Genomic DNA, 21,180 nt, shown 5'->3' with positions numbered 1-21,180 from the left:
AATAAGCTTACTCCATGAACGAATGGAAGTGCTGAAGACATTGGCTGCTGGGATTTCAGGGACGGCGGCGGCCTCGCTCCCGCAGAATAACTATTGCCTCGGAATTGAAGCTATCCCTCCATGGAGAAAAGTGCTCTCTGGGACTAAAAGTACGTAACAGCGAGGCATTCCCGACTTATATAAGGAAATACCTACCCGCCACGGGGCATAGATATAACGAACTACGAGATACAGAACATTGTGGCGTCGGCGAGCCTAGGCTGTGAACTCGACCTCAGCAAGCTTGTCCAGTCCATGCCAGGATCCGAGTACAACCCCGAGTCGTTCCCCGGATTAGTCTTCCGTTTGAAGCAGCCCAAGACCGCTACCCTGCTGTTCCGCAGCGGCAAGCTGGTGTGCACCGGGGCAAAGACGCTCAAGCATGTCCAGATCGCTGTGGACAAGGTCACCGAGAGCGTGAGGGGTGCAGGCGTCAAGGTCGAGAAATCGCCGACCGTGGAGGTACAGAACATCGTGGCCTCGTCCAACCTGGAGAGTCCCATCAATCTCGCCTCGGTGGTCATCACCCTCGGCCTGGAACGGGTGGAGTACGAGCCGGAGGTGTTCCCCGGCCTCGTGTACCGCATGGACGATCCCAAGGTGGTCATCCTGCTGTTCGGCTCCGGCAGGCTGGTGTGCACCGGGGCGAGAAGACCGGAGGATGTGGGGGTCGCCGTGGAGAAGCTCGCCGAGGAGCTGCGGCAGGCTGAGCTCTTGGCACTGTAGGCCCCGCGCCGGCCGGCGGCCGTGCCGGATTGATTTCGCCGAGCGACTGCGAGACTATTTGCACAACCATTAGTCCCGCGGTAGCCCGAAACACCATAGGTCGATGTAGCGCCGCTCGAACATCTGAGCTGGCGCAGCGTCCCCTCATGCTGGAAGCCGATCTTGAGCAGGAAACCTATGGATGCCTGGTTCGTGGCCAGGGAATCGGCCTCGATCTGGTGCAGTCCGAGTTCCCCCTCGAAGTCCAGGATGGCCAACAGGGTCTCGGTCATGAGTCCTCTGCGCCACTGAACGGAGTGGAACTCGTAGCCCGGCTCAGCGCAGGTGTGACCGCCATTGAAGTTACATAGGCGGGATGCAGATCGGTCCGCCGGCCTCCCTGAGCCTCTTGCCCAGAAGATGACCGGGCTCTCCGCTGATCTTCGATGTTCCGGCTCACCCACTCCCTGGTGCGCTCCACGGTGGGTAGGGCCCATGCACGTAGCAGCTGGTTACCTGGGGGTCCGACTTGAAGGTGAACACGGCGTCGGCGTCCCGTGCCTCCAGGGGTCGAAGGCGCACCCAATTCGTCAATAGGGCCGCCGGGCCGTTCCCCGCATGCATGGCCATCAGAACCGATGGGGCATCATGCACGGATAAGCACGTTCCTTGCCGTACAATTCAGGTATGGGCGCGATCCGTCGCCCGATCTGTCATTTGATCAGTATGCGATCTGTCGATTCTCCGTAAATGTAAATATCTCAATCGCCGATTCATGGTCTTGGGAGTGAGAAGTTGTCCGATTACGCCGAGGTTTCCAACGAAGTCGACGGCAGGCCTGTGCCCATTGAGGAGATCGTAGACGCCTCGGAGGGGACGGAGAGCGAGGATGAGGAGGAGAGGACGAGCCTATGGCTGCTTGTTGGGCTGACCGTTCTCGCGATATTGCTGATATGGATCTTGCTGGGCGTGTGGCGGTACTTCCAGGTCCTAGGCCACGGGGCATTCTAATCCATTCTTGTCCTGCCGAAAGGGGCCAGAGGGCATCCCGCCGATATGAGGGCTCGAAGGCGCGATGGCTCGCAGGAACGTGACAATCTCTTCCTGAAGGCTGGAGTTGACCTTCGACCCATAAGCTCGGCCAAGACCGGATCTGGCCAAGACCATGCCGCGATCACGTAATCAGGTCGAGGGGGATCTCCTCGTCCAAGGCATCGGCGACATCCTTCTCCAGTATGGCGGAGAAGTCCACGATAATGGGGTAGGTGGGAAGTATGCCAAAGATGTCCTTGTAAGCGATCCTGTATATCCGCGATACCTCGAACCTTCTACGGAGAGCGCGGAACGAGGCCCTCCCTTCCTCGTCCATGGGTCTTCCTTCGAGGCGGTCGAGGCCGCTCCATATTTCAGATCGGAGGAAGCTCAGCTTAGTGTGGATGAATAGGCTGGTGATCCTTGCGCTGTCGAAGCCCTGAAGATAACGTATGATGATGAAATGGGAGGCGAAGATGACGACCAGTCCGAGGACGGTCAGGACGATGCTGGCGTCCAAGGAATTGACCACGGTGTCGAGGGACTTCTTGGGAAGGAAGATGGCGCTGACAAGGAAGACCGCGAATATGGCCGCCAGGACAAGGACGATGAACACCCCCTTGAAGTAGGACACCCAGCGCAACTGGGCGTTCCTGCTCCTTCTCACCCTGCCCACGGTCCTCAGGAAGTCCTTGGAGTACGGCCGATAATGGATGATGACCTGATAATAACCCATTATGGCGATTATCTGAAGTATCACCACCGTTGCAGAGAAGAGGTCCAACGTCCCCCGGACCAGGCCCAGGATGACGAAGATGAGGCTGACCGCCAGTATCAAATCGATTCCCCTGGCCAGGGTCTGAGTGCCGATAAAGAAGGAGTTCCAGAAGGCGATGGCCACGGCCTTCTTCCCTCGCACGATCACGCCCTTGAACTCCCTCCTCCGATTCGTCCGCGTTCCCGATATCCAGCTCATCCTCTTCTCTCCCGGGGACCTGATCCTTCTTGTCGTGGGGAAGAGAAGCACAATGAAGTAGTACATGTAGACGAAGAAGCTGGCCACTATCCAGTAGAGGCCATAGTTGGGAATGGTGAACAAGAAGATGAGATTGAGGATGAGCACGGCTATGAGCAACGGTATAAGACGATGGGCCCGTTGGGAGTGTCTTCCGATTAACGATAGGTTCCTCTCTTCCCTCCCTATCTCGTTCTGGACCTCCTGCCTCAGGGCTTCTATCTCATCAAAGGAGACGTGGTCCCTCTCGGTTGGCTCCTCCATACCGCACCATGGCCGGCCTCACTTGTCCACCATCCGGCCCTTACCTGCCGTCCTTGCCGACGCAATAGTGTTTGGAGCTCTCAGTATTTTACTGGTTTGAATAAAGATCGTCCGCGCCGCCATGAATGGCGGTTAGAATGAAAGGTCGGGCCGCCATGATCGCTGGTGCTTGCAGCGCTCCTCCTTCGTGAAGCTACGACTGCAACTTCCGCTGCCATGCGGTGTTTTATCCTTTCAGCGGTAGGTCGCTGCCCGCAAAATATGTAACGCAATGATGCAATAACCATGGTACTGAACCTGCCGACTGGCACTAGGCTTTTACGCCGATCGAATCCAGAGGAAGACCCATGAAAATATCCATCAATGAGCTCAAGGACCTGACCACGAAAGCCATTGCCAGCTTCGGCTACGATGAAGAGGAGACCGTGGCGATCCGCGAAATACTCCTGTATGCTCAACTGCGCGGCAACAATCAGGGAGTGGTGAAACTGATCGGCAAGGGGATTCCCAGGGATCCTGCTGCCAGAGAGATCGTCATCGAAAAGGAAACACCCCTCTCGGCGCGCATCAACGGCAACCGCAACCATGCCATGGTCGTGGTGCGCAAGGCCATGGAGATCGTCGCGGCGAAGGCCGAGACCAGCGGATTCGGGATCGCGGGGACCTTCAATACCAACACCTCCTCCGGCGCCATTGGCTATGTCGCCTCTGAACTGGCTCGGAGAGGGTTTGTAAGTTTCGTGTTCAGCAGGTCGCCGGAACGGGTGGCCATGCACGGCTCCTATGAACCGGTCTTCGGCACCAATCCGCTGGCAATCGGCATCCCGACCGGGAATGACCCAATCGTGCTGGACATGTCCACGGCGGCGACCTCCTACTTCGGACTAGTAGAGGCGGTCACTGCGGGGAGGGACATCCCCGGAGACATAGCCTACGACGCCAGCGGCCAGCCGACCACAAGCCCGGCAGAAGCGATCAAGGGAGCGATCCGTTCCTTCGACCGGGGGTACAAAGGCTCGGGCTTGGCCATGATCGGCGAGATCCTGGCCGGTCCGCTGGTGGGGGCGGCGTTCTGCGGCCTGGGGGACAGCAAGGGTAACTGGGGACATCTGATCTACGCCATCGATCCGGACCTCCTCGGCGATCGCGATGAATTTCTGGCCAATGTAAAGCAGGTCATGGGCAGGGTCAGATCGACCAGGCGTCTGCCGGGAGTGGACGAGATCATGGTGCCCGGGGAGCGCGGTTCCCGCACCGCTCGGGAATGCCTGGAGAGAGGGGAGATCGAAATTGAGGACAACCTGCTCGCGGAACTGCGCAAGGTTGCCGAGAGGGCATAATCGCCTGTCACTCAGGGACGGCCTCAGGCGCCGCCGGTTCAGACGCAAGACCGTATTCACGACGGCGGGATCACGAGGCTGGTCTCGAACTTTACCAGTCATGGCGTGAACAGCTACACATTCGGCAGGAAGTAAGGTGATCTCCAGGTGTAACTCCAGCCAATCAACAGACATCTCGTCTTGGACGATGGCGTTTTAATAGGGCAGGTTCCACAATCGAGGAGCCATGTTTCCAGATGATCATCGGACGGCACCATTGTCGCTCACGAACTACCCCTGAATTCGCCATGTCGATCATGCATACAAACGCATGTTTCTTGACGAGTCAGCTATAAAAGCGAAAAACGATTGAATTGGATTTCAATAATATTTGTCTAGATCAGAATAAGAGTGAGCTCAGCCGGGACCACTCATGACTTGAACCAGAAAAATTAATAAGAAATTTCAATGCACTCCATTAAACGCCGAGCTAGCTAACTAAACCTGATCGTTCCTTTTTCTAACTCGCATGATTCCATTTGCATTTTCATTCAGGCTCATGGACACTAAGGCTTTATGGGCCAGAATGATATTCTAGGAATGTTGAGCGCATAGTTTGTTCGATACATCGTCTAAGATTGGACTGGACCCTTTAGTGCCAGCAATCGTCGATCAGTACGACGGAGCCGTGAATATTAAGGGACCTCAAACTGCTTTGTTTTGGCCAATAACCTGAGGGTGAGAATTACTATGCGCATCAAAGAAATCATAGAAGCAACAATAATGCCGGATCTATACGAAAAGGGCACCGCCAGCATGTGGGAGGATGAATATATATCAGAGCGTCTCCTCGAGATGCACCTAAATCCCGATATCGATGTTGCCAGCAGAAAAAAGACGACGATCGAGGGAACTGTACGGTGGATCGAAGCCCGCCTTGATTGGAAAAATAAACGAATACTTGACCTGGGATGCGGCCCCGGGCTATATTGTGAACTTTTAGCGGCGGCAGGTCACCAGGTGACCGGAATGGACTATTCGAAGCGGTCCATTGAGCATGCACGACAAGAGGCCGCTCGGAAAGGTTTGGACATCAAGTATGTTCATCAGAACTATCTCGACCTTGATCTTGAGGAAGTGTTCGACGTCGTAATGATGATATATTGCGACTTTGACGTGGTGACTCCTGAAGAGCGATCGTTGCTCTTGAACAATGTTCACCGTGCTCTCAAACCGGGAGGCCAGTTCATATTTGATACCCTGAACATGAGAACGCCTTCCTTAATGAACGGTCAAGGAAGGAGCTGGGAGGTTGCCCAAGGTGGGTTCTGGAGGAACGAACCGTATCTTGCTCTGACAGAAACACATCATTACGGTGGGATGAGCGTGATTCTACAACAACACATCATATTGTCGGAATCCCGGCCGCCTGCCATTTATCGGTTCTGGAATCATTACTATGGCCCGGCAACTCTCACTCCAATATTGAATGCAGAAGGCTTCCCCACGGTGAAATACTATGGCGGCATATTGCCCGATGATGCGAAGGGAACGAGCGAGATGGTCACGTTCGTGGTTGCTCAAAAAGAGTAAGTTGCATGTCATATGCCGCCGCTAGCAACCTATCGGTGGGCGGCCACTTTTCTTTTTTCTAAGATCTCTGTGCATCGATGGTTGGGACCGAACAATCATGGACCCAGTTATTTTTCTATGGAAGGCAAACAAAATAGTATAAACGTAGCCAGACGATCGACATGATATTCAATGATTGTCCTCTTTTCAATAAATGGATGAAGAAGAAGAGTGGGCTCAGCCGGATTCGAACCGGCGGTCTCCTCCGTGTGAGGGAGACGTCATAACCGCTAGACCATGAGCCCGTAGCGCTGAACCCGCTGACCATATATGAATTTTTGGGGAGGTCGGCCGCTGGTGGGGCCTTAGTGGCGATGCCATAGTCATTTTCGATAGGCCGCCTGGATCGTTGTTGGCCTGTGTTCGATCGACCCGATCGGAAGTAGCAATTTCTTACGTAATTGCTGGGGGACTTTTTAACGCTAAGGAAGTATCCTGACCGGGCCGATCCCGCTGAGTCTGACGCGGGTCGAGCTCATCCTGCTCAATGTGACCTGCCCCGAGAAAGAGGGATCCCTGGACTTGGCCCGATCCCTCTGTTCGACGACCAAATGGTTAACGCTGGAAGCTTTATCGAACAGCTTGGACAGGGCGCTTAGCGCCGCCATGTCGATCCTGCTCAGCAGAACACGCCACGACCTGATATCCTTGTCCGAGGCAATCGCAAGTTGAACATCACCGATCATCCCTGAAAGGTCATGCTCTGCAATCTTGATACCCGGCCGACTGTAAGCATAACTGTCGATGATCTTCATCGGACCAGTACGGGTATACCGCAATATATATCCAACTTAAAAAAAATCAAAGTGAATAGTCTTTTCCCGTCAGCCCTGAGGCCCTTCAGCGCCGTGAGCAGACCGGTGAAGGCCAGGATCACATGCGTCGGTACTAAAACCAAGGTACGGCATCGCTTCCGTGGTGGTGCCGTCACGTCCGCGGATGTCCCCTTCGAACGATATCCTTATTTGTATCATAACACACTTTGATAATGTAGAGTGAAGTTGGTAATAGTATGAATGGCATCTTCTAGTTGACCCGAGAGGCCATTCTTTTATGCATCGCCCGGAGGGTCAATGAGGGATCAAATGAACGAAGAACATTTAGCGATAGATAACCAGAACCAGGAGAGGGACGAGGACATGCGTAGGGACCGAAGGGGCGTTTCAGTCTTCGAGTCCATCCATGCCGACCACCTGAGAAAGCTAAACCCGGAGCTGTTCGAGCTGTTGGCCTCGGACGACGATATCGAGGATGTAAGGATCAATATCTTCAACCTAACTTCACGCCTGGAGTTCTCATATCACTCCCTCTATTGGCAGATCGACGCTCTGGAGAGGGTCAACGCACTGTATTGCATTCAGGTGCTGCGGAACCTTATCTCCCCACGGAACGAGAAGTTAAGCGGATGCAGCACTCTGACAGATATGGTCCGCATCGCGCGCAGCGGTGAGATCGGGGACGAGGACCGGGCGCTGTTCGTCGATTTCTACCATATCGTCAAGGGGGCGATGGGCATGTCGGGTCTCACCAGCAGGGAAGGGCCCGATCTTTCCAATACCTTCGGACGAGAAGCGGCCAGGAAGCGCTCCGACTTCCTGGACGTCATGTCCGAGCGCTGCAATGAATGGATCTCCAAGTACCCCACCGGGCTGGACCCCGAGGTTGTGGCCCGCCGCAAGGTGAACCGGGAGCGCATCATGGACGCCCTGGGTGCCAGCGAAGAGGATTGGAACGACCATCACTGGCAGCTTCGACATGTGCGCAGAAAGGCGGAGGACCTGGACGGCCTGATCGAGCTGACCGATGACGAGCACGAGGCCATCGAACAGGCGACGGGGAACCGCGTGCCCTTCGGCATTACTCCATACTATCTCTCGCTGATGGACTTCGAGGCCCACCGCAAGAACGACCATGCCATCCGGGCGCAGGTCATACCGCCCCTGAGCTACGTAAAGGGTATCCTCGACACGAGGACCAGGGGCTCCCTGGACTTCATGCGGGAGGGCGACACCTCGCCCGTCGACCTGGTGACCCGCCGCTATCCCATGATCGCCATCCTGAAACCGTACAACAGTTGCGCCCAGATCTGCGTGTACTGCCAACGTAACTGGGAAATCGACGATGTGATGAGCCCCGGCGCTCTGGCCCCCGAGCAGAAGATCAGGGAGGCTCTGCAGTGGTTTGAGGACCACCCCATGGTCACCGAGATCCTAATCACCGGGGGGGATCCCCTACTCATCTCCGACAACAACCTCCGCCGCCTGCTGACGAATGTGGCAGGGATCGAGCATATCAAGAGGGTGAGGTTCGGGACCCGCCTACCTGTGGTGCTGCCCATGCGCTTCACCGACGAGATCATCAAGATGTTGGGGGAGTTCAACGACCCGGCCAAGCGGGAGCTGTGCCTGGTAACCCACTTCGAGCATCCATACGAGGTCACCCCGGAGACGATGGAGTGCATACGCCGGGTACGTCGGGATGGACTCTCGGTCTACAACCAGCAGGTTTTCACCATGGAGAACAGCCGACGGTTCGAGACGGTGGCGCTGCGCCTCCTCCTCAAGCAGATCGGCGTAGATCCCTACTACACTTTCAACACCAAGGGCAAGGAGGAGACGGAGTGGTACCGGGTGCCCATCGCCCGTATCCTGCAGGAGCGGAAGGAGGAGTCCAGGATGATCCCCGGGCTTGCTAGGACCGATGTACCGGTGTTCAACATTCCCGCCTTGGGGAAGAACAACCTGACCAACTGGCAGAACCACGATCTCATCATGATCTCGCCCCGAGGGGAACGGGTGTATGAGTTCCACCCCTGGGAGAAGAACATCGTGGCCGCACCTACCTATGTGTACCGGGACGTGCCCATCCTAAGGTACCTGGAGCGGCTGCGGGAGAGATCGGAGGACCCCATGAACTATGCCAGCATCTGGTACTACTTCTAGGTCTGCCGACCTCAAACCCCTTCCCACAATTATTATATAGAGACAAGAACACATTTGCTAATTGTAAACCTCTGGTTGTATAGATGATAGGGAGGCTCAAGATGTCGATACGGAAGAGAGTTGGGTACCTGGTCCCCATGGGATATTGGGGCGCCAACAGCATGATGAGGGAGATGGAACGGATGGCCGACGACCTCCGGGCAGGGTTCAGCGAGATCATGCCGAACGGGGGGTCCAGTGATCGCGTCGCGACGGTGGATATCCTCGACGAGGGCGACCGGTACGTCATCGAGGCCGAGCTCCCCGGGGTGAAGAAGGAGGAAGTGCGCGTCGATGTCGGAGAGGACAGCATAGCCATCGAGGCCAAGCGGGAGGCCGTGCTGGAGGAGAAGAAGGAAGGCTATGTGTGCAAAGAGAGGGAACGCATGACCTTCTACCGTGAACTGCCCATTCCCGAGGATGGGGACGGCTCCAAGGCCGTCGCCAAGTTGGAGAACGGCCTCCTGACCATCACCATGCCCAAGAGGGAGAAGGTGGCAGAGGTCAAGAGAAGGCTGGACATAGAGTGAGGAATGTGCGCCTAGCGGCGCCGGCCTCGTTCTTTTTTCTCACTGTGCCGCCACCGTGCGCGGTACCGCTCACTGTCAGTCAGAGCGGCGTCCATCACTCAGTGATGACCTGGGTGGCCCGGAACTTGCCCTCAGCAAAGAGGAGCGAGAAGTAGCCGGTTTTATGGTTGGTGCTCCTCAGCTTGATGCATCGGATACGCCTCTGGATGTCGGTCTCGCCGATCTCCTGCAGCTTCAGGGATATTACGCCGTCGGCGAGGTACCCCTCATCGAACCGGTTCTCGAACATGTTGTCCGGGGTGGTCTCGGATATGAGGAAGGATGTCACGTTGAGGTTCCTCAGCCACTCGAACAGGTAGAACAGCTCGGACCGGCGGCTATCCTCCATCTGGGCGGCCATCTCCAGGACATCCAGGGAGTCGACGACAAGGATGTCGTAATTGAAGCTCTGCTTGAGGTTGTCCGCATACATCTTGAACACCTGCAGCCAGGTGCCCTTGGCGCTGAGCTGGGTGAGGTTCTTACGTATGAGGCCGAGATCGAGGATCTGGATGTACTCATCGGCGCGCGGGTCATCCATGCCCAGGGATATCATCTGCTGCAACAGGTTCTCCCGGGATTGCTCCAGGGTCATGTACACCGACTTGATGCCCTTCTCCAGAGCGTTGTAGTAGAGGATGCTGTAGGCGACCGAGGACTTCATGGTACCCGGGGTGCCAGTGAGGAGGACCACCTGATTCTTGGGGATCCCTCCCTGAAGATTCTCGTCGAAATTCTGGATATAAGTCCTCAAGCGCTCGATCTGCAAGGTTTTAGCCTCCGCTGGCTAAATTATGGTTAATATATTTAATGTCTCGTTGGTAAATGCTCGTTGCCCTCACTCTGAGCAGTACCTGTTCATCGGAACACTGAGGATGAACGCCCCTCCAGCGTGCATCATGTTGTAGTACCGGGGATCCATGTTGGTGCCTCTCATCTTCACGCACCGCAACCACCTCTGAACATGGCTGTCGGGGGTCTCCTTGAGGGACAGTTCCAGAGCGCCGTCGGCGACATAAAGCTCCATGCGGCCATCACGCTCCAGCTTGCTCATGGGAGTCTCCGAGATAACGAAGGTGGTCAATCCGAGCGCGCGGAAGTGGTCGAAGAGGTCCTGGATGTCCGACCGGGCCAGCTCGTTCTCCGATAGGGCGGCGAACGACTCTAGGGAATCGAGGACCAGCAACCTTATCCCATGGGCGGTCACCGCGTCCTCAATGTACTGGTCGATGAGATTGCGCCAGTCGCCGATCTGCCCCTCCATGCTGCGCCGGAGGTCGACGAGGTCCACCACCATCAGGTTTTCCAGCGACTCCTCCCGCTTCATGTCCAGGCGGGCCATCTGCCTTAGGAGGGAGGCACTGTCCTGCTCTAGGGAGAGGAACATGCCCTTCATCGGCCCATTGGTCGCGGCGTTGTGCAGGATATTGAAGGCCAGCGAAGTCTTCATGCTGCCGGGGGGCCCGTTGATCAGCACCACGCTGCCCTGGGGCACACCGCCTGCCAGGATCTGGTCGAGCTTCTCCACGTAGGTGCGGACCAGGGTGTCCTCGATCCCCTCTGGCATCCCCGCCCCTATCTGGGAGCTCATCTCTGACCGGATATCAGATAGCACCTGGGATATATCGACGGGGACCACGGGATCCATTTCCCGGTTGAGATGCGATCTTGCCACCTTGAGCTCGGCCTCCAGCTGCTGGATGCGGGTGAGCTGGTCGGCCATCTCCCGCTCGACCTCCCGGCGGATGCGCTCCCGCTCCTCCCCCAGCACCGTGCAGAGCTCAGTCTGGGCTGTCTGCAGCACCTCCTTGTCGTCGGAAGATATGATCGCGGGAGAGTCGTTCTTGATGTCCTGGGTGACGGTCAGTATGTCCTCCAGGAGGATAGCCTTGGCGTCGAGCTCCTGCTCCCTCTGGGCGATCCGCTCCCTGGCCTCCTTGAGGGCCATCCGCTCCTTCTCCATCTCCCGGGCGGTAGATTCCAGCTCCCTGGATTCTGCCTCCAGGGCCGCCATGGTCTCCTTGACCTCCTTCTCCCTGTCCTTCAGCTCCTTCTCCCGTCCATTGTAGGTCTCGAGGATGGGGCGGACCGCCGGCCCGACCTTGGGGATCTCCTTATTCTTGGACGTGCGAAGGTCCCGTATACCGGGGCCCGGCGTCTTGCCCATGGAGAGGGCGTTAAGCCTGGCGCCTCCGCTGCTCTCCCCCTTCACGGGCTCGCCGCAGCGCCAGCACTGGGTGTCGTTATGACCGATGCCCGCGCCGCACCTCGCACATTCCAATATCCGTGGCATTACCATCTCCTCATTCGCTGATGGCCTTGGTCACCTGGAACTTCCCGCCGGAGAAGATCAGGGAGAAGTACGACGGGTCGTGGTTGGTCTCCCTCATCTTGACGCAGCGGATCCTCCTCTGGGTCTCGACCTCTCGAATGACCTGCATCTTGAGCGTGATTATCCCGTCGGCGAGGTATCCCTCATCATAGGAGCCGTCGAACAGCCGGTCGGGGGAAGCCTCGGAAATGAGAATGGTCGTGGCGTTGAGATCGCGCAGCCACTCGAACAGGTAGAAGAGGTCGGTGCGCCGGTTGGTCATAGAAGATATGGTCTCCAATACTCCCAGTGAATCTATCGCTAGCACGCTGAAGTTCAAATCAGTCTTGAGCGATGTCAGATAGCCCTTGAACACCTGCATCCAGGACTCCGCACCGGTGGTGTTCTTGAGGTTCTTGCGTATGATCCCCAGGTCCAGAATGTGCATGTTCTGTTTCACGTCTTCAGTGCGCATCCCCATCTTCTCCATCTGCTTCAGCAGGGAGGTGCGGGACTGCTCCAGAGTGACGTACACGCAGGTGGTGTTGTTCTCCTTCGCTTGATTGAAAAGAGTATAGTAGGTCAACGAGGACTTCATGGTGCCCGGGGTGCCGGCCATCAGAATAATGTGTCCCTGGGGGATCCCTCCCTCCAGTGCTCGGTCGAAGCCATCCACGTAGGTTCTCAGTCGCGGGGTTTGGTCCAAGATGCTATCCTCCGAACAGTGGTACTATCAGGCTAAAAACATAAAAGCCGGGTGGATAAAGCTTCTCGGCCCGGTACTGTTCTTGATAACGGTCCTGATCGGGGTCCTCTTTAGACATCTCCCCGGAGGACCACCTTGCGCACGTACTGCCTGGCGCACTCCGCCATGCTCAGCATGGCGCCCCGGGGGTAGGGTTTGACCGCCGTCAGGTTGGGGTCCAAGGTGTTCCCCGGACGGAACTGCTGGATAGCATACTTGTTAGCTCCTCCGATGTACGCCGCGATCCTCTCCACGTCTTCGGGTGAGAGCAGGATGGGCACCACGGTGGTACGGAACTCATGATCGACCCCCGAGGTGCGGATTACTTCGATCGAGCGCTTGATCCGATCCACTGGAATTGATACTCCGGCGAGGTCCTTGTACTTCTCGTCCAGTGGGGCCTTGAGGTCCATAGCCACGTAGTCCACCAGACCGGCATGAAGGATATCCTCCAGCATGTCGGGGTTCGTGCCGTTGGTGTCCAGCTTGATCTTGGTGCCCAGCGATCTCAGCCTCGCCAGGAGGTTCGGCAGGTCGGCATGGATGGTCGGTTCTCCCCCGGTGACCACGATCCCGTCCAGGAACTCGGAGTTGGCGCGCACGTACTCCTCTACCTCGCTGAACGGCACCTCCTCCATGGAGTCGGGGGAGAGGACGACTTCCTGGTTATGGCAGAACGGACAGCGGAAGTTGCAGCCCGGCAGGTAGACGACGGCCACCACATGGCCGTCCCAGTCGAGAAGGGAGGTCTTGATGAAACCGATGATCCTCATCGCATCGCACTGACGCCCTGGAGCATCTTAACCTTTACCCCGGACACCTTGAAAACCCCCGTAGCACTTCTCTCTTCCCAGGAGAGGATTTTAAGCCCTAGAGCCGTTCGGAGGACCGTGCGAACCGGAACCGACTGGCGGCCGAAGGTGGTGGCGTTCTGTTGCAACTGGTGTGCCTACGCCGGGGCAGACCTGGCCGGCGTCACCAGGAGGCAATACTCTCCCGATGTCCGCATCGTTCGGGTGATGTGCTCCAGCCGGGTGGACGCGGGCCTCATCCTGGAGTGTTTCGACCGGGGAGCCGACGGCGTGATGGTGCTGGGATGCCACCCGGGGGACTGTCATTATATCTCCGGTAACGTCCGAGAGGAGCTGAGGGTCCAGGACGCCTGGGAACTGCTCGACCTGTTGGGTATCGGGCGGGAGCGCCTTATCCTCCGGTGGATCTCGGCGGCCGAGGGAGAACTGTTCGGCCGCACCATCGACGATTTCTGCGCCCTCCTCAGGGACCTGGGGCCGCTGGAGGGAAGGCGATGAACGACCTCCTGCGACAGCATCACGCCGAGGAGTGCGTGGGGTGCGGCCGGTGCACCTACGCCTGCGTGGCCGCCCAGCGGCACGAGACCTTCTCCCCCCGCCGGGTGGTGGAGGATGCGCTGGCCGGAAAGGAAACGGCAGGGGCCGGAGGGCTGTGGGCCTGCACCGCCTGCGGGGGGTGCACGATGGTCTGCAACGCCGGGGTGGAATTCCCCTCGCTGGTCCGGGACCTCCGGAAGCGGTCGAGGATTGCATCCGTGCCTACCGCAGCCCACCACGGCATCCTCAACCGGGCGGCCAGGCTCACCGCGTCCGGCCTTCGACCCCGGTCGGCGGGGTGGGTGACCCCGGACCTGGAGATCGATCCCCGCTCCGACGTTCTGCTCTTCGTCGGTTGCACCCCTTACATCGACGCGACCCTGAGATACATCCGCGATGACCTCCTGGAGATCCCCCGGTCAGCGGTCCGCCTGCTCAACGCCATGGGCATCCGGCCGCGGGTGTTGACCTCGGAACGGTGCTGCGGCCACGATGCCTACTGGGCCGGAGACGACGAGCTGTTCGAGAAGTTGGCCAGGGCCAATCTGGAGGAGATGAAAGCCATGGGCATCAGGAGGATCGTGGCGTTCTGCCCGGAGTGCCTCTCGGCATGGAGATACCTGTACCCCCGGGCACTGGGAGAAACAGGGATCGAGGCTCGCAGCGTCATCGAGCTGGTCGCCGAGGCGGTACGGAACGGTGAGATAAGGCTACGCCCGGGGGGCGAGGTCCTGACCTACCAGGACCCCTGCCGCATGAGCAAAGGGGCCGGGCTCGTGGAGGAGCCCCGGGAGATTATCAGGGCAGTCGGTGGGCTGGTGGACATGCCGCGGTCGGGAGCGATGAGCGCGTGCTGTGGCACGGCCGGGTGGTTGAACTGCGACCACACTGCCAAGAGGGTGCAGGTGGAGCGACTGGAGGAGGCAGGGTCTACCGGGGCCGACATGTTGCTGACCGCCTGCCCAAAGTGTCTGGTCCACCTGTCGTGCGCCGACCGACACCACGGGGCGGAGCTGCCCCGCCGGGTAAGGATCGAGGATCTGCACGTACGGGCGGCCAACGCTCTGGTACGTTGATTATAAACCAGGCGCTCCAAACGGTCATCGATGACGCTGAAGCTGTGGACCGTCAGCTACGACGGGCGGTCGGCCGGGGAGATCGTTGGGAAGCTGCGGGACAACGGGATCGAGAGGGTCGTCCATATCGGGACGGTCGCCCGGGACCTTGAAGGTAGTTCGCTCGAGGGAAGGTTGTCCGAGGAGCTGAGGGCGGCGGGAATCGATTTCCAGCATGTCGAAGGCGTGGGCGAGCCTCCGGAATTTAGGGGTATCGCCGCCGATCGGGGCAGGGAGGAGCTGACCGCGGCCTTCAATGACTACCTGAGCCGGCGATCGTACGAGATGGACCGGCTTCGCCAGCTGGCGGAAGAGAGGCCGACCGCCATCCTGTGCTTCCTGCCGGGAGAGCAAGCGTGCGAGGGGTCCGTCATCATCCAGCTCCTGCAGCGCGAGGGCACACCGATCAAGAACCTATGATCACTTGCTCTGCTTGCGGGCCTCAGCCTCGCGCTTGGCCTTGATGTGCCCGGCCGGGCCTCCCCTTTCCTGCATGGCCTGCTCCACACACTCCTCCCGGTCGCATATGAAGGTGGCGAACTGGTAGTTCTTGGCTGGACGGCCGCAGATCTGACATTTCTCCTTCTCGATGTCCATGAATGGCGGACCGCGCTGCCGGGTATTAAGACCAGCGAAGTTCGGGGGTCCGCTAACGGGAGAAAGAAAACAGTATATCCGTGGGAGCGATAGCATCCGGCGTGAGGAGGACCGCTGCCGATCCGGAGATAGGGGACTGGCTGGAGCGCACCGCGCCCCTGGCGCTGCAATGCCAGCAGTGCGGCGAGTGCGCCGCAGTGTGCCCGAGCCAGCGGCATGGAGGCATCCGCCCCGCAGAGCTGATGGCCAGGGTGGCCGCCGGAGCAGGATGGCCGAACGAAGACAGCTTATGGTTGTGCGCTCGGTGCATGAGTTGCTCGGAGCGATGCCCGTCAGGGGCCGATCCTGGCGAGGTCATCGCCCTCCTCCGCGAGAGAGCAGCTGGTAGAGGACAGCTGCCCGCCTACCTGCGGGAGGAGGCTCAGCGGTTCTTCAAGACTGGGCTGTCCTTTCCCCGAACGGGCATGACCAGAAAGCTGAGGAAGGAGCTTGGTCTGCCCGTGGGAGAGATCAGCGAGAAAGCGCTGACCGAATGCTCGGAGATCGTGCGCCGAACCGGCCTGGGGAGGTTCGTCCGTGAGTGACGCGTTCTACCTTTTCTCCGGTTGCCTCATTCCCACCCGCCTCCCATTCCTGGAGGCATCCTCTCGCTTCGTCCTAGATCGGCTGGGCGTAGCATACGAGGACCTTCCCGACGCCGCCTGCTGCGTCGAACCCATCGGCCTGCGGACAATGGCCAGAGATACCTGGCTGGTCTCCGCTGCACGTATGCTGGCGATCGCTGAGGAGGGGGACCGAGACATCATCACTCTGTGCAACGGCTGCTACATGTCGCTGCGGGAGGCGGCCCACTCATTAGAGGACCGGATCGTGAGGAGACGGGTGAACGCGATCCTCGGCGCCATCGGAAGGGAGTACCGCGGCAAGACCGCGGTGCACCATCTGCCCGGGCTGCTCAGCGAGCGGGAGGAGGCGGTCCGGGCGGCGGTGGTAAGGCCCATCGCCCTGCCCCTGGTTTCCCACCCCGGTTGCCACATGCTCCGCCCCAGCGGAGTCTTGGGCCTCGATGCCTCGTTCCGCCCGGAGGTCGTGGATCGCATAGCCTCGTGGGCAGGGGCCACTACGGTGAGGGCGGAGGAGTGGCCGAGCTGCTGCGGAGGCGGGTTGTCAGGCATCCATGAGGAGCTATCCGCCAAGCTGCTGGACGGACCAGCGCGGTCGCACCTGACATCGGGGGGGAGGGCGATCCTGACCCCATGCCCGTTCTGCTTCGTGCAGTTCGACATCAAGCAGAAGGGCGGGCTTCCGGTGCTCTACCTGGCCGAGCTCATGGCCCTGGCCATGGGGGCCGCTCCCGAGCGGATCGGCCTGCAGCACCACCGCAACAAGCTCAGTCTCTGACGGCGGTGACGTCCAGCGACAGGTCCGCCGCGCGGACGGAATGGGTCAGCCAACCAAGCGATATGACGTCCACCGCCGCGGCGTAGTCGGGAGCGGTCTGCGGGGTGATCCCTCCAGATGCTTCCACCACAATGCGCCGATCGATCCTCTTGATCGCCTGGCTGCAGATCAGGGCGTCCCCCGGCGACATGTTGTCCAGAAGAATTATGTCCGCACCGGCCCGGGCGGCCTCCTCTGCCCCGTCCAGTGAGGTAACCTCGACCTCCACCTTGCGGGTGAAGGAGACCTTCCTGCCGGCGGTGACCGCGGCGGTGATGCCGCCGACCACCACCAGGTGGTTGTCCTTGATGAGGACTGCGTCGTCCAGGCCGAATCGGTGGGGGTCCCCGCCCCCCAGCACGACCGCCCTCTTCTCGTACCGACGGAAGCCGGGGGTCGTCTTCCTTGTCGCGGCGATGATTATTCCGGGATTCCTAGCCCGGCAGGCGGTGAGGACGTCATTGGTGGTGGTGGCGATGCCCGACATCCTCATCAGCAGGTTGAGAGCTACCCGCTCACCGGCGAGGATCGAGCACAGTCCACCTTCCACCGCCAGAACCGCGGTACCTGCCGACACCCGCTCGCCGTCCCGCACCAGGGGGGTGACGAGCAGCCCCAGTAGGGTGAATGCTTCCCCCGCCTCCTCCAGCCCGGCGATCACGCATTCCTGCCGGGTGACGATCCTGGCCGAGCCCCTACGGTCGCCGATCAGCGCCTGAGAGGTTATGTCGCCCTGGCCGATGTCCTCGCGGAGGAAGTCCTCGATGCCGCTCATGGCCCCGGAATCCCGGCCCGGCCTAATGAACCTTTACGCTCAGAGCTCGACCTCTTCGTCTGCCTTGGGCAGGAGGACCTTGATGCCGTCGCGCCTGACCTCTTCAGCCAGGGGCTCGCGGTCGTCGGAGTGCATGATGATTACCTTCTCCGGCTTGCACGCGCGGATGAAGTTAAGCAGCTCCGACTGGTCAGCGTGGGCGCTGAGGTCGTACTTCTTGACCTCGCACTTGATCTTGACGGGGTGGGGGATCTCCTCTTTGGTGGCCTGGACATTGATCACGCCCGAGTCCATCAGCAGACGGCCGTTCGAACCCTCCACCTGGAAGCCGCTGAGCAGCACTGCGCTCTTGGGGTCGTTCTTTACGTCGTCCAAGTAGTTGAGGACCGGCCCACCGTCAAGCATGCCGCCGGTGGTGACGATAACCTGCGCCTCCCTCCGCGCCTTCTGGCGGTCAAGGGGCGTCCGGACCTCGTTGAACTTGCGCTTGGCGGCCTTGAGCGCCTTCTCGTTGCGGATGTACTCCGGACGGTCAAGGTACAGCCTGCTGATGGTCTTTCCCATACCGTCGACCCACATGTTGTATTTCAGGTCCTTGAGTATGAGCATGACCTCCTGCGTCCGGCCGACGGCGAAGCACGGAAGGATGGCCTTCCCGCCCCGCTCCACGACCTCCTTGACCTTCTCTATTAGATCGTGCTCGGTCTTCAGCCGATCGGGGTGCAGTCGACCGGAGTATGTGCCCTCGATGATGAGGTTGTCGCACTTCACCGGATGGGCCCCCCACACCAGACGCATGTTCAGGGTGTGCATGTCCCCGGTGAATACGGTGGTCTGCTCCCCCTTCAGCTCATACATGGCGGCCCCCGGCAGATGGCCAGCGGGGTGCAGCGAGACCTCGAACCCGCCGACGTCCATGACCTCTCCATAGGTCATCGGGGTGAAGTTGCGCATCATTGCCTTTATGTCCGACTCGTCATATGGTTTGGGGTACCCTTCAATGCCGGCGATCTTCAGGGAGTCGCGCACCAGAAGCTCGGCAACGTCCACGGTGGTGGGTGTGGCCACGACCTCGGTGTCGTACTTGCCGCACAGCCAGGGCATCATCCCGCAATGGTCCAGGTGGCTGTGGGTCAGGAACGCCATGTCCACGGGGGGCGCGGCCAACGGGTAGGTTGGTGGCTTGGATGCGGTCATGCCGTACTCGAAGAGGAGGGTGGCGCCCTTATTCTGCACGAGCATACCCATGCGGCCAACGACGTCTGCCCCTCCCAGGAACTTTATCTTCATTTTCTTACCTCCTTGTCATTCTCCGATGATCTGTATGATGACTCTTCTCTCCCTGCCCCGATTGTCCAGCTCCATGAGCACGACCTGCTGCCAGGTCCCCAGCTCGGGAGCGCCGTCGTGGAAAGGGACGGTCAGTGAAGTGCCCAGGAAGGCGGAACGGATGTGAGAGTGACCGTTGCCATCGCCCCATCGTCGGTGATGCTCATAGTCGATCTCCTTGGGGAACAGGCGCTGTAGCCCGTCTCTCATGTCGGCCCGAAGGCCGTCCTCGTTCTCTATGGTGAACAGGGCGGCGGTGGAGTGGCTGATGAACACACAGGCCAGACCGTCCATGAACCCGCATGCCCGCACCGCGGACCTGAGGTCCTCGGTGAGGTCGATGATGTCACCTTCCGCTGAGGTCCTCACACCGAGGACCTTCCTAAAGCTACCCATGGCTCTCTCTTTATCAGGGCTAGCCATGGGAGAGTATATTAATTTGATGCTTGTGAATAATCCCTGCCCCGGGGGTCCCCGGAACGGACCCAGACACCACGCTGGCCATCTCTGTCAGGTAGGGGAGTTCGGGTGATATGCAACGAAACAAGGAAAGGTATTTTAATAACCGAGAATTGTGAGTTTTTTCGTGCCTGAGACAATCGACATGAACCCGATCGCCCATAAGTTGCATGAGGACGACAGAGTATGGCTGTCCTCGGCCTTCCGGGTCAAGCTCATCAAGGAGGGCATAGAGAAGGCCGGAAGCATCAACCAGCTGGGAAGAGAGCTGGGCTATCGTTCCCGGGTCCACCCCGGGTGGAGCATCCGCCAGATCCTGATAGGAAAGCAACCGTTCCCCCTCGAGCGCCTGAAGGCGTTCGCCGAGTTCCTCGAATACCCCTTGGAGGACATCATGCGCCACCGCACCCAGCACGGAGCGGTGACCTTTGACAACACCAAGCGGGCGCTCGATGCCTGCGGCATGCCATATTTCATCCCTCGGTGAGGGAGATTTCAATTTTTTCTAATATATCGCGGTAGTGATTTATAGTCTCACGGAGATGACCACCTTCGTCGGACAACCGTCCGACTTCAGGGATGGGAGTGCTCTTAAGAAAAGGGTCCAAGATCAGGGACGAGACTACCAGCTCGCTCGTTCATAGTGGCGTCTATCATCTTGCCGACACCTATGACGACGAGGAGGCCAAGCAGTTCGAGGGCCCCATCGCATATAGCTTCTGGAGCGCGGTCAAGTATACCTTCACCCTCTCCCTCATTCTATGGTGGCTGCCTATCTTCGGGCAGATGATCGCCGGGTATGTCGGCGGTCGCCGGGCGGGAGCGCCGCTGAAAGGCATGATGGCGGCCCTGGTGCCGGTCGTGTTCATCTTCACCGTCACCACCCTGGTGCGCATGGGCATCATCCCCACGGTCATCTTCGGGGTCGACCTCACCCCCGAGGCGGTGGTCGCGGTGATCACCGCCCATGTCCCGGTCATCGAGCCCTATGTGGCGTTCGTCAACATGTACCTGACCTCATTCTTCACCTCCCTGCACTCGACCGCCAGCCTGGGGCTCGACAGCTATGTGACCACAGTGGCATTCGCCTACATCGGCGGGGTGCTCTCCCAGCAGACCCACCGTGAGATGATGCTGCTGGCCAAGATGAGCAGGGGGAACCAGACCACGGTGGTCCTCGAGGGCAACACCTTCACTGCCGCGCAGAACGATCCTTTCGCCCGCCGGAAGGGGCGAAGCTTCGAGGACCTAGAGGTGCTCGACGCCGAGCACGGCAACATCGACGACGCGCCCAGGACCATGCGCTCGGCTCGGAAGGCCATCCTCGAAGAGGAGGACCCATTGACCCTTCCTCCCAAGGAGCGCAAGGCCCTGCGGGAAAGGGCGCAAAGCATGGCCAAGGAGCAGAGGGGAGTGGAGCGGAAGATCGCCAGGATAGCGGTCGAGGAGGAGCGGCCTATGCGTCGCCCCACCGCAGAGAAGAAGGACTGGGAGTTCATCTGAG

24 protein-coding genes, 1 tRNA gene and 1 pseudogene are annotated in these 21,180 nt (G+C 59.2%); 14 read left to right on the top strand and 12 right to left on the bottom strand.

Features of this window, described 5'->3' with window-relative positions:
• The first annotated feature begins 207 nt into the window (after positions 1 to 207).
• Together SA339_01890 and SA339_01885 are read left to right on the top strand one after the other, a co-directional pair.
• Positions 208 to 765 (top strand): TATA-box-binding protein, encoded by a 558-nt coding sequence (locus tag SA339_01890; protein MDW5561949.1) that lies wholly within the window; start codon positions 208 to 210, stop codon positions 763 to 765.
• 162 nt (positions 766 to 927) lie between these two features.
• On the top strand, positions 928 to 1,056 hold the full coding sequence (locus tag SA339_01885; protein MDW5561948.1) for a hypothetical protein: 129 nt from the start codon (positions 928 to 930) through the stop codon (positions 1,054 to 1,056).
• 144 nt (positions 1,057 to 1,200) lie between these two features.
• Here SA339_01885 and SA339_01880 read toward each other — a convergent pair whose 3' ends face one another.
• Positions 1,201 to 1,374 (bottom strand): hypothetical protein, encoded by a 174-nt coding sequence (locus tag SA339_01880; GenBank protein MDW5561947.1) that lies wholly within the window; start codon positions 1,372 to 1,374, stop codon positions 1,201 to 1,203.
• A gap of 165 nt (positions 1,375 to 1,539) precedes the next feature.
• Here SA339_01880 and SA339_01875 point away from each other — a divergent pair, with 165 nt between their 5' ends.
• A complete protein-coding gene (locus SA339_01875; protein ID MDW5561946.1) occupies positions 1,540 to 1,755 on the top strand; it encodes a hypothetical protein in 216 nt (71 codons plus the stop codon).
• 163 nt (positions 1,756 to 1,918) lie between these two features.
• Here SA339_01875 and SA339_01870 read toward each other — a convergent pair whose 3' ends face one another.
• Positions 1,919 to 3,055: a hypothetical protein gene (locus SA339_01870; protein MDW5561945.1), complete on the bottom strand. Its 1,137-nt coding sequence runs from the start codon at positions 3,053 to 3,055 to the stop codon at positions 1,919 to 1,921.
• Between the two features lie 347 nt (positions 3,056 to 3,402).
• On the opposite strand from SA339_01870, the gene SA339_01865 reads away from it, so the two are divergent.
• A complete protein-coding gene (locus SA339_01865; protein MDW5561944.1) occupies positions 3,403 to 4,395 on the top strand; it encodes an Ldh family oxidoreductase in 993 nt (330 codons plus the stop codon).
• A gap of 729 nt (positions 4,396 to 5,124) precedes the next feature.
• On the top strand, positions 5,125 to 5,967 hold the full coding sequence (locus tag SA339_01860; protein MDW5561943.1) for a class I SAM-dependent methyltransferase: 843 nt from the start codon (positions 5,125 to 5,127) through the stop codon (positions 5,965 to 5,967).
• Positions 5,968 to 6,178: 211 nt separating this feature from the next.
• Here SA339_01860 and SA339_01855 read toward each other — a convergent pair.
• Positions 6,179 to 6,251: transfer RNA gene (locus SA339_01855), tRNA-Val, on the bottom strand.
• A gap of 177 nt (positions 6,252 to 6,428) precedes the next feature.
• Complete coding sequence (locus SA339_01850) at positions 6,429 to 6,761, bottom strand: hypothetical protein (protein MDW5561942.1); 333 nt, start codon at positions 6,759 to 6,761, stop codon at positions 6,429 to 6,431.
• A 330-nt stretch (positions 6,762 to 7,091) separates the two neighbouring features.
• Between SA339_01850 and SA339_01845 the strand changes: the two genes are divergently transcribed.
• Together SA339_01845 and SA339_01840 are read left to right on the top strand one after the other, a co-directional pair.
• Positions 7,092 to 8,948 (top strand): KamA family radical SAM protein, encoded by a 1,857-nt coding sequence (locus SA339_01845; protein ID MDW5561941.1) that lies wholly within the window; start codon positions 7,092 to 7,094, stop codon positions 8,946 to 8,948.
• 101 nt (positions 8,949 to 9,049) lie between these two features.
• Positions 9,050 to 9,517, top strand: coding sequence for an Hsp20/alpha crystallin family protein (locus SA339_01840; protein ID MDW5561940.1), 468 nt, complete (start codon positions 9,050 to 9,052; stop codon positions 9,515 to 9,517).
• Between the two features lie 94 nt (positions 9,518 to 9,611).
• Here the strand turns inward: SA339_01840 and SA339_01835 are convergent.
• The 4 genes and pseudogenes from SA339_01835 to SA339_01820 form a co-directional block, all read right to left on the bottom strand.
• Positions 9,612 to 10,328 (bottom strand): annotated as a pseudogene (locus tag SA339_01835) (RAD55 family ATPase).
• A gap of 66 nt (positions 10,329 to 10,394) precedes the next feature.
• Positions 10,395 to 11,849: an ATPase domain-containing protein gene (locus SA339_01830; protein MDW5561939.1), complete on the bottom strand. Its 1,455-nt coding sequence runs from the start codon at positions 11,847 to 11,849 to the stop codon at positions 10,395 to 10,397.
• Between the two features lie 10 nt (positions 11,850 to 11,859).
• Entirely contained in the window at positions 11,860 to 12,573 is a 714-nt protein-coding gene (locus SA339_01825; GenBank protein MDW5561938.1) for an ATPase domain-containing protein, read from the bottom strand.
• A 110-nt stretch (positions 12,574 to 12,683) separates the two neighbouring features.
• Positions 12,684 to 13,385: an anaerobic ribonucleoside-triphosphate reductase activating protein gene (locus SA339_01820; GenBank protein MDW5561937.1), complete on the bottom strand. Its 702-nt coding sequence runs from the start codon at positions 13,383 to 13,385 to the stop codon at positions 12,684 to 12,686.
• Positions 13,386 to 13,502: 117 nt separating this feature from the next.
• Between SA339_01820 and SA339_01815 the strand changes: the two genes are divergently transcribed.
• From SA339_01815 to SA339_01805, 3 genes are read left to right on the top strand one after another with little or no spacing between them, the layout of a single operon-like run.
• Positions 13,503 to 13,922, top strand: coding sequence for a hydrogenase iron-sulfur subunit (locus SA339_01815; protein MDW5561936.1), 420 nt, complete (start codon positions 13,503 to 13,505; stop codon positions 13,920 to 13,922).
• Positions 13,919 to 15,037, top strand: a complete 1,119-nt coding sequence (locus SA339_01810) for a (Fe-S)-binding protein (protein ID MDW5561935.1) — start codon at positions 13,919 to 13,921, stop codon at positions 15,035 to 15,037. Before SA339_01815 ends, SA339_01810 begins: the two co-directional genes overlap by 4 nt.
• Positions 15,038 to 15,067: 30 nt before the next feature.
• Positions 15,068 to 15,496 carry a DUF488 family protein gene (locus SA339_01805; protein MDW5561934.1) on the top strand — a complete coding sequence of 143 codons (429 nt, stop codon included), beginning with the start codon at positions 15,068 to 15,070 and terminating at the stop codon, positions 15,494 to 15,496.
• Here the strand turns inward: SA339_01805 and SA339_01800 are convergent, their stop codons facing one another.
• Positions 15,497 to 15,673, bottom strand: a complete 177-nt coding sequence (locus SA339_01800) for a hypothetical protein (protein ID MDW5561933.1) — start codon at positions 15,671 to 15,673, stop codon at positions 15,497 to 15,499.
• Positions 15,674 to 15,774: 101 nt separating this feature from the next.
• On the opposite strand from SA339_01800, the gene SA339_01795 reads away from it, so the two are divergent.
• Together SA339_01795 and SA339_01790 are read left to right on the top strand one after the other, a co-directional pair.
• Positions 15,775 to 16,257 (top strand): 4Fe-4S dicluster domain-containing protein, encoded by a 483-nt coding sequence (locus SA339_01795; GenBank protein MDW5561932.1) that lies wholly within the window; start codon positions 15,775 to 15,777, stop codon positions 16,255 to 16,257.
• The gene (locus SA339_01790; protein ID MDW5561931.1) at positions 16,250 to 17,074 is read left to right on the top strand and encodes a CoB--CoM heterodisulfide reductase iron-sulfur subunit B family protein; all 825 of its coding nucleotides are present in this window, start codon (positions 16,250 to 16,252) and stop codon (positions 17,072 to 17,074) included. Before SA339_01795 ends, SA339_01790 begins: the two co-directional genes overlap by 8 nt.
• Here SA339_01790 and nadC read toward each other — a convergent pair.
• The 3 genes from nadC to SA339_01775 are packed head-to-tail and all read right to left on the bottom strand — an operon-like array spanning position 17,064 to position 19,640.
• The gene (nadC, locus tag SA339_01785; GenBank protein MDW5561930.1) at positions 17,064 to 17,888 is read right to left on the bottom strand and encodes a carboxylating nicotinate-nucleotide diphosphorylase; all 825 of its coding nucleotides are present in this window, start codon (positions 17,886 to 17,888) and stop codon (positions 17,064 to 17,066) included. The genes SA339_01790 and nadC overlap by 11 nt on opposite strands.
• A 39-nt stretch (positions 17,889 to 17,927) precedes the next feature.
• Positions 17,928 to 19,178: an MBL fold metallo-hydrolase gene (locus SA339_01780; protein ID MDW5561929.1), complete on the bottom strand. Its 1,251-nt coding sequence runs from the start codon at positions 19,176 to 19,178 to the stop codon at positions 17,928 to 17,930.
• Positions 19,179 to 19,193: 15 nt separating this feature from the next.
• Positions 19,194 to 19,640, bottom strand: coding sequence for a secondary thiamine-phosphate synthase enzyme YjbQ (locus SA339_01775; protein ID MDW5561928.1), 447 nt, complete (start codon positions 19,638 to 19,640; stop codon positions 19,194 to 19,196).
• 163 nt (positions 19,641 to 19,803) lie between these two features.
• On the opposite strand from SA339_01775, the gene SA339_01770 reads away from it, so the two are divergent.
• Together SA339_01770 and SA339_01765 are read left to right on the top strand one after the other, a co-directional pair.
• Positions 19,804 to 20,163, top strand: coding sequence for a hypothetical protein (locus SA339_01770; protein MDW5561927.1), 360 nt, complete (start codon positions 19,804 to 19,806; stop codon positions 20,161 to 20,163).
• 98 nt (positions 20,164 to 20,261) lie between these two features.
• Positions 20,262 to 21,179 carry a hypothetical protein gene (locus tag SA339_01765; protein MDW5561926.1) on the top strand — a complete coding sequence of 306 codons (918 nt, stop codon included), beginning with the start codon at positions 20,262 to 20,264 and terminating at the stop codon, positions 21,177 to 21,179.
• Position 21,180 lies beyond the last annotated feature (1 nt).

The organism is Methanomassiliicoccus sp. (genome assembly GCA_033485155.1).
GTDB lineage: Archaea > Thermoplasmatota > Thermoplasmata > Methanomassiliicoccales > Methanomassiliicoccaceae > UBA6.
The sequence above is the reverse complement of the archived record's forward strand: the minus strand, read 5'-3'. Positions and strand labels throughout refer to the sequence as shown.

What these genes read in the sequence shown, in the direction of transcription:
- SA339_01880 (MDW5561947.1), bottom strand. Translation starts at nt 1,374, where the DNA reads ATGGCCATGCATGCGGGGAACGGCCCGGCGGCCCTATTGACGAATTGG.
- SA339_01870 (MDW5561945.1), bottom strand. Translation starts at nt 3,055, where the DNA reads ATGGAGGAGCCAACCGAGAGGGACCACGTCTCCTTTGATGAGATAGAA.
- SA339_01865 (MDW5561944.1), top strand. Translation starts at nt 3,403, where the DNA reads ATGAAAATATCCATCAATGAGCTCAAGGACCTGACCACGAAAGCCATT.
- SA339_01860 (MDW5561943.1), top strand. Translation starts at nt 5,125, where the DNA reads ATGCGCATCAAAGAAATCATAGAAGCAACAATAATGCCGGATCTATAC.
- SA339_01850 (MDW5561942.1), bottom strand. Translation starts at nt 6,761, where the DNA reads ATGAAGATCATCGACAGTTATGCTTACAGTCGGCCGGGTATCAAGATT.
- SA339_01845 (MDW5561941.1), top strand. Translation starts at nt 7,092, where the DNA reads ATGAACGAAGAACATTTAGCGATAGATAACCAGAACCAGGAGAGGGAC.
- SA339_01840 (MDW5561940.1), top strand. Translation starts at nt 9,050, where the DNA reads ATGTCGATACGGAAGAGAGTTGGGTACCTGGTCCCCATGGGATATTGG.
- SA339_01830 (MDW5561939.1), bottom strand. Translation starts at nt 11,849, where the DNA reads ATGCCACGGATATTGGAATGTGCGAGGTGCGGCGCGGGCATCGGTCAT.
- SA339_01820 (MDW5561937.1), bottom strand. Translation starts at nt 13,385, where the DNA reads ATGAGGATCATCGGTTTCATCAAGACCTCCCTTCTCGACTGGGACGGC.
- SA339_01810 (MDW5561935.1), top strand. Translation starts at nt 13,919, where the DNA reads ATGAACGACCTCCTGCGACAGCATCACGCCGAGGAGTGCGTGGGGTGC.
- SA339_01805 (MDW5561934.1), top strand. Translation starts at nt 15,068, where the DNA reads ATGACGCTGAAGCTGTGGACCGTCAGCTACGACGGGCGGTCGGCCGGG.
- SA339_01800 (MDW5561933.1), bottom strand. Translation starts at nt 15,673, where the DNA reads ATGGACATCGAGAAGGAGAAATGTCAGATCTGCGGCCGTCCAGCCAAG.
- nadC (MDW5561930.1), bottom strand. Translation starts at nt 17,888, where the DNA reads ATGAGCGGCATCGAGGACTTCCTCCGCGAGGACATCGGCCAGGGCGAC.
- SA339_01780 (MDW5561929.1), bottom strand. Translation starts at nt 19,178, where the DNA reads ATGAAGATAAAGTTCCTGGGAGGGGCAGACGTCGTTGGCCGCATGGGT.
- SA339_01775 (MDW5561928.1), bottom strand. Translation starts at nt 19,640, where the DNA reads ATGGCTAGCCCTGATAAAGAGAGAGCCATGGGTAGCTTTAGGAAGGTC.